Source organism: Shewanella fodinae (genome assembly GCF_014651955.1).
In the GTDB taxonomy this organism is placed as follows: domain Bacteria; phylum Pseudomonadota; class Gammaproteobacteria; order Enterobacterales; family Shewanellaceae; genus Shewanella; species Shewanella fodinae.
Window position 1 is genome coordinate 51791 of sequence record NZ_BMXW01000022.1, and the last position, 12481, is coordinate 64271.

Annotated in this window: 13 protein-coding genes; all 13 read left to right on the plus strand. The window is 48.9% G+C overall.

Annotated elements, in window-relative coordinates:
- Positions 1 to 3 precede the first annotated feature (3 nt).
- A complete protein-coding gene (locus tag IE064_RS15840) occupies positions 4 to 837 on the plus strand; it encodes a CheR family methyltransferase (RefSeq protein ID WP_189618695.1) in 834 nt (277 codons plus the stop codon).
- Positions 838 to 1008: 171 nt separating this feature from the next.
- The gene (gene flgB, locus IE064_RS15845) at positions 1009 to 1407 is read left to right on the plus strand and encodes a flagellar basal body rod protein FlgB (RefSeq protein WP_133038576.1); all 399 of its coding nucleotides are present in this window, start codon (positions 1009 to 1011) and stop codon (positions 1405 to 1407) included.
- A 2-nt stretch (positions 1408 to 1409) separates the two neighbouring features.
- The gene (gene flgC / locus IE064_RS15850) at positions 1410 to 1835 is read left to right on the plus strand and encodes a flagellar basal body rod protein FlgC (protein WP_133038575.1); all 426 of its coding nucleotides are present in this window, start codon (positions 1410 to 1412) and stop codon (positions 1833 to 1835) included.
- A 12-nt stretch (positions 1836 to 1847) separates the two neighbouring features.
- Positions 1848 to 2519 (plus strand): flagellar hook assembly protein FlgD, encoded by a 672-nt coding sequence (flgD, locus tag IE064_RS15855; RefSeq protein ID WP_189618696.1) that lies wholly within the window; start codon positions 1848 to 1850, stop codon positions 2517 to 2519.
- A 50-nt stretch (positions 2520 to 2569) separates the two neighbouring features.
- Entirely contained in the window at positions 2570 to 3931 is a 1362-nt protein-coding gene (gene flgE / locus IE064_RS15860; RefSeq protein ID WP_133038573.1) for a flagellar hook protein FlgE, read from the plus strand.
- A 175-nt stretch (positions 3932 to 4106) separates the two neighbouring features.
- Positions 4107 to 4850 (plus strand): flagellar basal-body rod protein FlgF, encoded by a 744-nt coding sequence (gene flgF, locus IE064_RS15865; protein ID WP_133038572.1) that lies wholly within the window; start codon positions 4107 to 4109, stop codon positions 4848 to 4850.
- A gap of 11 nt (positions 4851 to 4861) precedes the next feature.
- A complete protein-coding gene (gene flgG / locus IE064_RS15870) occupies positions 4862 to 5650 on the plus strand; it encodes a flagellar basal-body rod protein FlgG (RefSeq protein ID WP_133038571.1) in 789 nt (262 codons plus the stop codon).
- Positions 5651 to 5662: 12 nt separating this feature from the next.
- A complete protein-coding gene (gene flgH / locus IE064_RS15875) occupies positions 5663 to 6337 on the plus strand; it encodes a flagellar basal body L-ring protein FlgH (protein WP_189618697.1) in 675 nt (224 codons plus the stop codon).
- An 11-nt stretch (positions 6338 to 6348) separates the two neighbouring features.
- Positions 6349 to 7437: a flagellar basal body P-ring protein FlgI gene (locus IE064_RS15880; protein ID WP_189618698.1), complete on the plus strand. Its 1089-nt coding sequence runs from the start codon at positions 6349 to 6351 to the stop codon at positions 7435 to 7437.
- Positions 7438 to 7460: 23 nt separating this feature from the next.
- The gene (gene flgJ, locus IE064_RS15885; RefSeq protein ID WP_189618699.1) at positions 7461 to 8558 is read left to right on the plus strand and encodes a flagellar assembly peptidoglycan hydrolase FlgJ; all 1098 of its coding nucleotides are present in this window, start codon (positions 7461 to 7463) and stop codon (positions 8556 to 8558) included.
- A gap of 27 nt (positions 8559 to 8585) precedes the next feature.
- Positions 8586 to 10511 (plus strand): flagellar hook-associated protein FlgK, encoded by a 1926-nt coding sequence (gene flgK, locus IE064_RS15890; RefSeq protein WP_189618700.1) that lies wholly within the window; start codon positions 8586 to 8588, stop codon positions 10509 to 10511.
- Positions 10512 to 10522: 11 nt separating this feature from the next.
- Positions 10523 to 11728, plus strand: a complete 1206-nt coding sequence (gene flgL / locus IE064_RS15895) for a flagellar hook-associated protein FlgL (RefSeq protein WP_189618701.1) — start codon at positions 10523 to 10525, stop codon at positions 11726 to 11728.
- A 121-nt stretch (positions 11729 to 11849) separates the two neighbouring features.
- A partial coding sequence (locus IE064_RS15900) for a flagellin N-terminal helical domain-containing protein (protein ID WP_444544695.1) occupies positions 11850 to 12481 on the plus strand: 632 nt, incomplete at its 3' end.

The following is a 12481-nucleotide window of genomic DNA, read 5'->3' on the forward strand; positions in this document are numbered from 1 at the left end:
AAGGTGCCAGATAAATCTCTTGCAGAAACCGAGTACAACCAGTTCCGGCTGTTTTTGGAACAACACAGTGGCATTGTGCTGGGCGAAAATAAGCAGTATCTGGTACGCAGCCGTCTGGCACCGTTGATGGGAAAATATGGGCTGCCCTCTTTGTCTGATGTGGTGAAGCAGTCGATGCGTCCCACTGAGCGACAGTTACGTGCCGAAGTGATTGACGCGATGACAACTAATGAAACCTTGTGGTTTCGTGATCGTTATCCCTTTGAATTATTGTCAAATAATATCTTGCCTCAATTTGTCAAACTGGGGCGGCCACTGAAAATTTGGTCGGCAGCATGTTCGTCAGGGCAAGAACCCTATTCTTTGGCCATGACCATCCTCGAATATCAGCAACGTCGCCTTGGTGGATTACCTGGTGGCGCCTCAATTTTGGCGACAGATCTGTCGCCTTCGATGCTGGATCGTTGCAAGAATGCTGAATATGACAGCCTAGCATTAGGGCGTGGATTATCTGATGAACGTAAACGTCAGTTTTTTGATACCTTGCCGGGTGGCAACATGCGGGTGAAGGATAATGTCAGACGGTTAGTAAGTTTCCGCGCCCACAATTTGCTTGAGAGTTATAGCTTGCTGGGTAAGTTTGACATTATTTTCTGCCGTAACGTGCTTATCTATTTTGCCCCGGAAGCCAAGCAAAAAATCCTGCGGCAATTTGCTGCCGCTCTTAATCCAAAAGGCATCCTGTTTCTTGGCGCTTCTGAGTCAATTGCGGGGTTGTCTGATGAATTTGATATGATCCGCTGTAACCCCGGAATTTATTATCAGCGCAAAAATTAGAATTAACCAATTGATTATTAAAAAAATAAAAATGCCAGCCAATATGCTGGCATTTTTATTGCGTCGATTACCGTCACGGTTTTCCTATCTGCAAAAAGTCCAATCACAGCATGATATCTTTGGCACATAGTTTGCTTTGTTTTGACAAACTATCCAGTGAGAGGCGGTTTTATGGCGATCAGTTTTGATAAGGCATTGGGCATTCATCAGTACACGCTCGGGATCCGTGCGCAGCGTGCTGAGGTGTTGTCCAGTAACATCGCTAACGCCGATACGCCAAATTACAAGGCTAGAGATGTCGATTTTAACGCTGCTTTGCAAAATGCAGTGGGTAAACAACAGAGCATGCAGATGGCGGCAACGGCGGAAAATCATTTTGATATGAAGTCATTGGTACAGGAAAACGTCAAATTCCGCATCCCTAATCAGCCCGACACTGGTGATGGTAATACGGTTGATATGCAGGAAGAGCAACAGGCATTTATGCAGAATGCGCTGGAGTATCAAATGTCGTTGGGGTTTCTTGACGGCAAGTTTTCCGGCATGAAAAAGGCGATTAGAGGAGACTGATAATGGGCTTGTTCAATATTTTTAATATTGCCGGTTCAGGCATGTCAGCACAGTCGGTACGGCTGAATACTACCGCAAGTAATATTGCCAATGCTGATTCAGTTTCCAGCAGTGTGGATAAAACCTATAAAGCCAGACATCCGGTATTTGAAGCGGAGTTGGCAAAAGCGACGAACGGTCAGCAGCAACAGCAGGATGCTTATTCAGTGAAAGTGGCTGGTATTGTTGAAAGTGACAAACCGCTCGTGAAGGAATATTCCCCGGACCATCCGCTGGCGGATGCTGATGGTTACATATACAAGCCCAATGTCAATGTGGTGGAAGAGATGGCAGATATGATTTCTGCTTCGCGTTCCTACCAGATGAATGTTCAGGTAGCGGATGCTACAAAGTCCATGCTGCAGCAGACTCTGCGGCTAGGCGAATAAAGGAGATAGGCCGTGAGTACTATCAATTCGGTAAACTCTTCAACAACTGATACTAGCACCACTAAAACCTCTAATAATCAGTCGTTGAGTCAGGAAGACTTCTTCGCATTGCTGAGTACCCAGTTGTCGATGCAAGACCCATCTAATCCTGTCGATAATGACCAGATGATTGCACAGATGGCATCGTTTTCTACTGTAGATGGTATTGGCAAACTAAATGATGAGATCAGTAACCTCAACACTGTCATGACCTCCAGTCAGGCGTTACAGGCCTCTGGTCTGGTCGGTCAGAAAGTGTTGGTGCCATCAGGTACAGCTTATCTGTCGGCTGATGAGCCTTCTATCCGAGGTGTTATCAGTACTAGCGCGCCAATTAATGCCATCAAAGTATCGGTACAAGATGCGACAGGGCAGGTAGTTAGAACCTTTACTGTTGATGGTAGTGAGGGTGGCAACATAGATGTTGACTGGGACGGTATGGATAACAACGGTAATGCCGTAGCGGCCGGTCAATATACCATCAAAGCTAACGGGGTCGTTGACGGTAAATCGGAAGATCTTTACGTCAGTACCTATGGGCATGTCAGTAGTGTTTCGCTCAATTCCAGCTCCGGAGCCGTACTCAATGTGCGTGGTATCGGTGGGGTGGCGTTGTCAGATGTTCTGGCGGTTTCTGAAGGCTAAGTTTGGCGCCGGGATAAGCCGGACGACAGTATAAATACAAGAGGTGGATTATGTCTTTTAACATTGCTCTTAGCGGCATTAACGCGGCGCAGAAAGATCTCAACACTACGGCAAACAATATCGCCAACGTCAATACAACCGGTTTTAAAGAGTCGCGTGCCGAGTTTGCGGATGTATACGCTAACTCCATATTCTCTAATAGCAAGACTGCAGTGGGTGGTGGTGTCACCACCACCCAGGTGGCGCAGCAGTTCCATCAGGGCAACCTGCAATCCACCAACAATGCGCTGGATATGGCGATTAGTGGCAACGGCTTTTTTGTGACGTCTTCGTCCATCGATACTCAGGATTTCTCTTTTACCCGAGCGGGAGCTTTCAAGCGTGATGAGAAAGGTTTTCTGGTTGACTCCCAAGGCAACTATTTACAGTGTTTCCAGGTAGACTCTGACGGTAATTCCGCTTCAGTCAGTTTAAGTACTACCAAACCAGTACAAATCCCTGATACTGCAGGCAGTCCACAAGCAACCAAAAATGTGGCGATGAGCATGAATCTTAACTCCAATTCTAGTGCTCTGGACCCAGCAGCGTTTGATCCTAACGACTCCAACACCTTTAATAATTCTACTGCAGTGACGGTATATGACTCACTGGGTGAGTCTCACACGTTGACGTCTTACTTTGTTAAGCCACAGAATGGTGCCTATACCGGTGAAAGTAACTGGGTCGTTTTCTACGCAGTTGATGGTAAGCAGGTCAATCTTGACGGTGCTGCTGGTACCTACCAAACAGATACTAATGGTGATGGAACCGCCGATAGCACTGGCACTGCGCAAACCACTGGTGGTTGGACTGGGGCGGTACTGACCTTTGACGCTACTGGTGCTTATAAAGGATCAAATCCAGCCGTGATTACTACGCAGCAGTTAGGTATTTCTGGTGCCAATGTCCTGAGCGCGGCGGCAGAAGGTTCGCAGCAGATCTCTATCGGTTTCAATCAGCCAACACAATATGCAGAGAGTTTCAGCACCACCGAACTGACTCAGGATGGTATTACCGTTGGTAGATTGACCAACGTTGAAGTAGGTTCTGATGGTCTGATTTCTGCCAAATACAGTAACGGCTCAACAGTACCATTAGCGCGGGTAGCATTGGCAAGGTTCTCCAATGAACAAGGGCTGACTCAGGTGGGCAATACTTCCTGGAAGGCTAGTCTGGAATCTGGCGAAGCACTGGCGGGTGAAGCCAATAGTGGTGTGTTTGGTGCCATCAAATCATCATATCTGGAAAGCTCTAACGTAGATCTGACGACGGAACTGGTGGATCTGATTTCTGCACAGCGTAATTTCCAGGCGAACTCCAGAACACTGGAAGTGAATAACACCCTGCAGCAGACTGTCTTGCAAATCCGCTAATTTCTCTCTGAGGGCGGTAACGGTATTGTCTATAACGGCAATGCCTTGCCGCCTTTCTTTTATTGTTTTTATAACATGTTGTTTTTCTTTATTTTCCCTACCTTATCAATAACGCATTTCAATGGCACGGAGTTTGCTTAATCCAGCATAAGCTCATTTTTTGACGGGGCAACTGGTGGACAAATTTCTCTACATCGCAATGACTGGCGCTAAACAGAACATGGATGCGTTGGCAGTACGGGCAAACAACCTGGCAAACGCTAATACCGATGGCTTTAAGGCTGATATGGCGCAGGCGAGAGCTATGCAGGCATTTGGCGAAGGCTTGCCTACCAGAGTGTTTTCGATGACTGAATTGCCATCTTCTGATTACAAATCAGGGCCGTTACAAACCACCGGCCGGAACCTAGATATTGCTGTTAAAGATCAGGGATGGATTGCGGTGCAGGCTGATGATGGCAGTGAGGCATACACCCGTGCTGGGAGTTTGAATATTGACGTTAATGGCATGCTACGCAACAGCAGTGGGCATCTGGTGATGGGGGATAACGGTCCAATCAATATCCCATTACCTATCCAGAAGTTAGAGATCGCCACTGATGGCACGATATCTGTCAGACCCCAGGGGGCAACCCCTGAAGTGATAGAAAATGTGGGTCGCATCAAGTTGGTCAATCCAGGCAATAGCAATCTGATGCGTGGTGAAGATGGTTTATTTCGCACGCTGAATGGCCAACCTGCCGCTGCGGATGCCGCAGTTAATGTGGTCAGTGGTGCAGTTGAGGGCAGTAACGTCAGTCCGGTGGAGGAGATGGTCAATATGATCAGTCTGCAACGCCAGTTCGAGCTGCAGGTAAAAATGATGAAGACGGCAGAAGACAATGATAAGTCAGCTGCGGCCTTAGTACGCATTAGCTAGGAGTAACGATTATGCATCCCGCTTTATGGATCAGTAAGACTGGCCTTGATGCCCAGCAGACCGATATCTCGGTGATTTCCAACAACGTCGCTAATGCTAGCACCGTCGGCTACAAAAAAGGGCGGGCGGTGTTTGAAGATCTGTTGTATCAGACCGTCAACCAGGCTGGTGGTATCAGCGCCGCCAATACCAAACTCCCTAATGGTCTTAATTTAGGGGCGGGTACCAAGGTGGTATCGACCCAGAAGATCTTTTCCCAAGGGAATATGGAAACCACGGACAACTCCATGGATCTGATGATTCAAGGCCCAGGTTTCTTTGAGATCCAAATGCCAGACGGCACTACCGCCTATACCCGAAACGGGCAGTTTACCTTAGATGATACCGGGCAAATGGTAACTTCAGGGGAAGGTTATGTGTTGCAGCCGGGTATCACTATCCCAGATAACGCCACGAGTATCACAGTGTCGGAAGAAGGCGAAGTTTCGGTAAAAATTCCGGGGAATGCTGAAAACCAAGTGGTGGGGCAACTGACCATGTCGGATTTCATTAACCCCTCAGGTTTACAACCTATTGGGCAAAACTTGTATCTGGAAACCGGTGCGAGTGGTACCCCAGTGCAGGGGACACCTTCACTGGACGGCCTGGGCAGCATACGCCAAGGATCACTGGAAACCTCTAACGTCAATGTGACTGAAGAGTTGGTGAACCTGATTGAGAGTCAACGAGTTTATGAGATGAATTCCAAGGTCATCTCCGCAGTTGACCAAATGCTGGCCTACGTAAACCAGAACCTTTAATGGGGTAAGGTCATGAAGCTGCTAATTAAATTATTGCCAGTACTATTGCTTGGCGCCTGTGCTTCAAGCCAGCAGAAACCTATTGCGGACGATCCCTACTACGCGCCGGTTTACCCAGAGGACAACACTACGCCGCTGGTACCAACCGGCTCGATATACACTAACAATCGAGCCACGCCGCTGTTTTCCGATCTCAAGGCGCACCGCATTGGTGACATTGTCACTATCCAACTGGTGGAATCGACTCAGGCTAAAAAAAGTGCCGGTAATCAGATCGCTAAGGGTTCCAACCTGACCGTCAATCCGCTGACGGCCGCAGGAAGCAATGTCACCATCAATGGCAAGTCACTGGATTTGGGTTACAGCGACAGCATGGATACCAAGCGCTCGGCAGACACAGCCCAAAGCAACAGCTTGTCAGGTGAAATCTCCGCCAACGTCATTCAGGTACTGGGTAACGGCAATTTGGTGGTACGCGGCGAAAAATGGATCACCATCAATAACGGCGATGAATTTATCCGCATTACCGGCATTGTACGGCCGCAGGACATCACCACCGAAAATACCGTGCAGTCCCCTCGGGTTGCTAATGCTCGGATCCAGTACAGCGGTACAGGAACCTTTGCTGACTCACAGAAAGTGGGCTGGCTGAGCAAATTCTTTCTGTCTGACTGGTGGCCTTTCTAGGGAGAACAAAGATGAAAAATTCATGGTGGCTGCTATTCGGATTATTGTTGTGCTTGCCGGTCAAGGCCGAGCGCATCAAGGATATTGCGGATATTCAGGGCGTGCGTGAAAACCAACTGATTGGCTATGGTTTGGTGGTGGGGTTGCCGGGAACCGGGGAAAAGACCCGTTATACCGAGCAGACATTCAAAACCATGTTGAAGAACTTTGGTATCAATCTAGCCGATAATGTTCAACCTAAAATCAAAAACAGTGCCGTGGTGGCAGTGCATGCGGATATGCCAGCGTTTATCAAGCCAGGACAGATGATAGATGTCACCGTGTCTAGCCTTGGTGAAGCTAAAAGCTTGCGCGGCGGCAGTTTGTTGCAGACATTCTTGCGTGGTGTTGACGGCAACGTTTATGCGATTGCTCAAGGGAGCCTAGTGGTAAGTGGTTTCAGTGCCGATGGTATGGATGGTTCCAAAGTGGTGAATAATACCCCTACCGTGGGGCGCATTCCCAACGGTGCTATCATAGAGCGTGAGGTTGCTAGCCCATTCGCGACTGGTGACTACCTTACGTTTAATCTGCGCAGGGCTGATTTTGATACCGCGAAACGGACGGCAGATGCCATCAATAATCTGCTCGGCCCTGGAATGGCGAGACCTCTGGACGCCGCTTCCATTCAGGTCAGCGCTCCGCGAGATCCGGCGCAGCGGGTTTCCTTCCTCGCCACACTGGAAAATATTCAGGTAGAGCCAGCCGATGAATCGGCAAAAGTTATCGTGAATTCCCGTACCGGCACTATTGTGGTTGGCAAAGATGTGCGGCTGTTACCTGCCGCCATTACGCATGGCGGATTAACAGTGACTATTGCAGAAAATGCCCAAGTTTCACAACCCAACGCATTGGCGGGTGGCAATACCGCAGTAACACCTAACAGCACTATTGATGTGTCGCAACAGAACCGCCGCATGTTCCTGTTTAATCCTGGCACTACCTTAGACGAACTGGTGCGCGCCGTGAATATGGTTGGTGCGGCTCCCTCTGATGTTTTGGCGATTCTCGAAGCATTAAAAGTGGCCGGCGCTTTGCATGGTGAGCTTATCGTTATCTGATTGTTGACGGTCTGGAACCCACAATGGATCAACTTTCAAACTCTTCACAATTTCTGGACATCGCGGGCTTGGATAATTTGCGCGCCAAGGCCCAGAAAGATCAGAAGTCTGCGCTGAAGGAAGTGGCACAGCAGTTTGAAAGTATTTTTGTGCAGATGCTGATGAAAAGCATGCGCGAGGCGAATGAAGCGTTTGAGACAGATAATCCGCTGAACTCACAGTACACCAAGTTCTATGAGCAAATGCACGATCAACAGATGTCGGTCGATTTATCGAAAAAAGGCATGTTGGGGCTAGCGGATTTGATGGTGCAACAGCTAGATCCGCAGGATTCAGGGATTACGCCAGCATCGGTGTTGCGAAACGCTCAGGGGCCACTACACATGACATCGGCGCAAGACGCAACGCATCGTCAGCCAGCGGCGCCAACTGAAATCGCTGAACCCGCGTTGCATTTTTCGAGGCAGACCAGAACCGCCGCCCCGGTGCGAGCTAATAACACTGCGACTGATGCGGCGAGTGTTAGTGCAACGACAGCATTACCGCAGTCGCCGACAGGGGTATTGGACTACGACACCCTTGATAGCATCCTCACCGGCAAAGCATTGCCGCAGGACAGCGGTAGTATCAGCTCACAGGAAGACTTTGTGAAGGTGCTATATCCCTATGCCCGTGAAGCCGCGGAAAAACTGGGGACTTCACCCGAAGTGTTGTTGGCTCAGTCGGCGCTGGAAACCGGATGGGGACAAAAAATGGTCAAAACGGCAGATGGACGTCCCAGCAATAACCTGTTCAACATCAAGGCTGATAGTCGCTGGTCAGGTAACAGCACTAACGCAACCACGATGGAATATGAACAGGGCACTCCGGTGCGTGAAAACGCTGCATTTAGGGTTTACGGCAATCTGAAGGATAGCTTTAACGATTATGTGGCGTTGATTTCGCAGAATGAACGTTACAGCAAAGCCCGTGAGGTAGCAGCTGAACCGGCAAAATATGTGCACGGTTTGGCTGAGGCCGGGTATGCCACAGATCCGCAGTACGCCAGCAAGGTGATGAAAGTGCTGCAAAGCATCAAAAGTGATTTTGGACAGTTGATTCAGGGGGCGGGTGGTCAGTAACCACCGCCGACAACGGGAGTTTGGAGCATGGCTGTTGATTTGTTGAACATCGCCCGGACAGGGGTGCTGGCTGCCCAGTCTCAAATCGGGGTGACCAGTAATAACATCAGCAACGTAAACACCGAAGGTTACAACCGGCAGGTGGCGATTCAGGCAAGCCAAAATTCCCAGTACATGGGTGGGAATTACTATGGTACCGGCACCTATGTCGCTGATGTCAAACGTATCTATAACGACTATGCCGCGCGAGAACTACGCATAGGCCAGACGGCGCTAAGTACGGCAGAAACCCGTTATAACAAACTGAGTGAATTGGATGAGCTGCTTTCTAATAATGGCAGTACGCTAACATCTTCATTGGATTCATTTTTCTCCAGTGTGAACGATTTGGCGGATCAACCTTCTGACACCGGTATCCGGCAGACGGTGCTGGGCTCAGCGCAACAACTGGCCTCCAATTTCAACCAGATGGATGGGTACCTTAATAGTCAGGCGCGCCAGACTAACGATGAGATCTCTGGCATCACCGACCGCATTAATGAAATCAGTACCGAAATGGCCAACATCAACAAAGAGTTGATGAAAACAGATACGCCTGATCCACAACTGCTTGATAAACAGGATGCATTGATCAAAGAGCTGAGCCAATACGCCGAAGTCAACGTGATCCCGCTGGATAACGGTGGTCGCAGCATCATGATGGGCAGTTCTTTTATGCTGGTATCCGGTGAAGTTGCCATGTCAATGGGAACCACTACCGGCGATCCTTACCCGACGGAATCAGATCTGACCTACACCCTAGGCAACAGCACGCTGAAGGTGGACCCCGCCAAACTTGGCGGTCAGCTCGGGGCGCTTTATGACTATCGAGACAACACGCTACAGCCAGCTTCTCAGCAACTGGGGCAGATGGCACTTGGTGTGGCTGATGCCTTTAACAGCTTGCAGGCAAAAGGGTTCGATCTGAATGGTCAGGTTGGTCAGAACATTTTTACCGATATTAACGATCCGCTCATGGCTCAGGGGCGGGTGGGCGCATATTCCAACAATACAGGGACGGCGGTACTCGGTGCCACCTTGGATGATGTGGGGGCGTTGACTGGCGACAGTTACCTGCTGCGTTATACCAGCAGTGGTACTTATGAACTTACCAACAACCAAACCGGTGCGGTGACGAATTTGACACTGAACGGCACCACATTAGAAGGGGCTGATGGTTTTTCTATCAATATCAATTCTGGGGCATTAGCGGCGGGTGACCGCTTTGAAGTTCGCCCCACAGCCAATGCGGCGGGAACTCTGCAGGTGGTAATGAAGGATCCTAAAGGGTTAGCGGCGGCGGCACCTAAAATTAGTGCTGATGCGGCTAACAGCGGCAATACTAAATTATCACTGGTCAGTATTGATAATCGTAATGCTGCGACTTTTCCTAAGACCGGAACCGAACTGACATACACCATTGATTCCTCTGTTGTCCCGCCAACTTATCAGGCGTTGGATGCCGCAGGCGCCGTTGTGAGTTCTGGCGCTGCTACTGGCAATCCGCCTCAGATCAGTGACAACGGTTTTACCTTCCAGTTGGATTCACTGTCAGGTGGCACTGACTCATTCACTTTTGATTTGAGTTTTGCTGTGGGTGACAACAGCAATGCGGTCGCTATGGCTGATCTGGCCGACAGTAAAATAATGGAAGGTGGCAAAGCCACATTAGCGGATGTGTTTCAACAAACCAAATTGGGTGTTGGTAGCCAGACTAAGGCCGCGGAAGTCAGCATGAATTCAGCCCAGAGCATATATGACCAAGCTTATAACCGAGTGCAATCAGAATCGGGCGTCAATCTTGATGAAGAAGCCGCCAATCTGATGAAGTTTCAGCAGGCATATATGGCTTCTGCACGAGTCATGACGACGGCCAATACCATTTTTGACACATTATTTAATGCTGTTCAGTAGGAGTGATGAACATGCGTATATCCACCGCACAGATGTTCAATCAAAACATTTCCAACCTTAACCGTGGACAGACTCAGACCAGTAAGCTGATGGATCAGCTTGCCAGCGGTAAACGAGTCAATACCGCAGGTGATGATCCTGTGGCTGCAATTGGCATTGATAACCTGACTCAGCAGAACTCATTGATCCAACAATTTCAGAAGAATATCGATTATGCGACCAAACACTTGTCAGTGACGGAAAGTCAGCTCGGGGATGCAGAAACCTTGTCAATGTCAATTCGCGACCGCATGTTGGCGGCGGTGAATGGTTCTTACTCCGATGAAGAGCGGCAAAGTATTGCCGATGAAATGCGTCATAGTCTGGAACAGCTGCAAACAATTGCCAATTCGCAGGATGAGTCAGGCAACTATCTGTTCGCGGGTACCAACAGCGATACCCAACCGTTTGCTTTTAATAATGCCGGCAACATGGTGTACAGCGGTAACAGCGATGTCCGTACTGCATTAGTCGCGACGGGTGTTGCGATGCCCACTAACATTGCCGGTGATGCCGCATTTATGAATGCTCCCAATGCGATGGGGGATTTTGGTGTCAATTATTCGACGGCTCAAACTGGGGACTTCACCATAACGTCAGCAAAAATTGCTGACCCAGCGACTTATGTAGCAGACAGCTACAGTTTTAATTTCATCGATAACGGCAGTGGTGGCATGGATGTAGAAGTCTATGATTCTGCCAGTAACTTAGTTACCACAGTCAACAATTTTGATCCTACAAATACAATATCTTTCAATGGGATAGATGTTTCTATCGATGGGCAGCCCAGCGTAGGTGACAGCTTTTCTATCTCGCCCAAAGCCACTGTCAGTATTTTTGACACAGTGCAGCAGGCAATTGATCTGTTTGAAAACGGCAATGCCATCAATACTCCGGCAGGTCAATCACAGTTGGCACAGCTTTTGAATAATTTCGATAGCGGCGTCGATCAGATCCGTATTGGTCGTAGTCAGAGCGGCACCAGCCTTAGCAGCTTGGATAACTATTCTAGTAACCACGCTGATACCACGTTGGTGAATAACTCGGCATTGTCGGTGTTGCAAGACTTGGATTATGCCTCGGCAGTATCTGAATACCAGAAACAACAACTAGCGATGAACGCGGTGTCAACCCTGTTCAGTCAGGTAGGAAAGGTTTCGTTGTTTGATTATTTATAAAGGTGGCCAGCTTTGATTACCGCTTAACCAGCGAATGACAGATCTGGCAAAGATAGAAATTTGTTAACAAAGCTAGCCAAGCTCCAAGTCTTGGCGTGAAAACTAGGAAGAGGAACTTTACATGGCTATTACTGTTAATACCAATGTGACCTCATTGAAGTCACAGAGAAATCTGAACAGCTCAAACAATGCATTACAGACCTCAATGGAGCGTTTGTCCTCTGGTTTGCGCATCAACAGCGCCAAAGATGATGCTGCCGGGTTGCAGATCTCTAACCGCTTGACCAGCCAGATCAACGGTCTGGATGTGGCGCAGCGTAACGCCAACGACGGTATTTCCGTGGCTCAGACGGCGGAAGGTGCCATGCAGACTTCGACTGACATTTTGCAGCGTATGCGTGACTTGTCATTGCAGTCAGCTAACGGCTCTAACTCTGCTGAAGATAGAGCGTCAATGCAGAAAGAACTATCCGCACTACAGACCGAATTGACCCGTATTTCTGACACTACCTCGTTTGGGGGGCAGAAACTGTTGGATGGTACTTATGGTACTCAGAAATTCCAGGTGGGTGCTAATGCCAACGAAACCATTTCTGTGACGCTGGGAGATGTTGCTGCCAATAAGATCGGCAACAATACCATATCAGGTGCTGGATCAGTTTTAGGTGTCGCGGCCGCTGATACGCTTGCAGCTAGTGTTGCCTTTACTGCGGGCGACATCAGTGTAAACGGTAAGACTGTTACGGTTGCTGC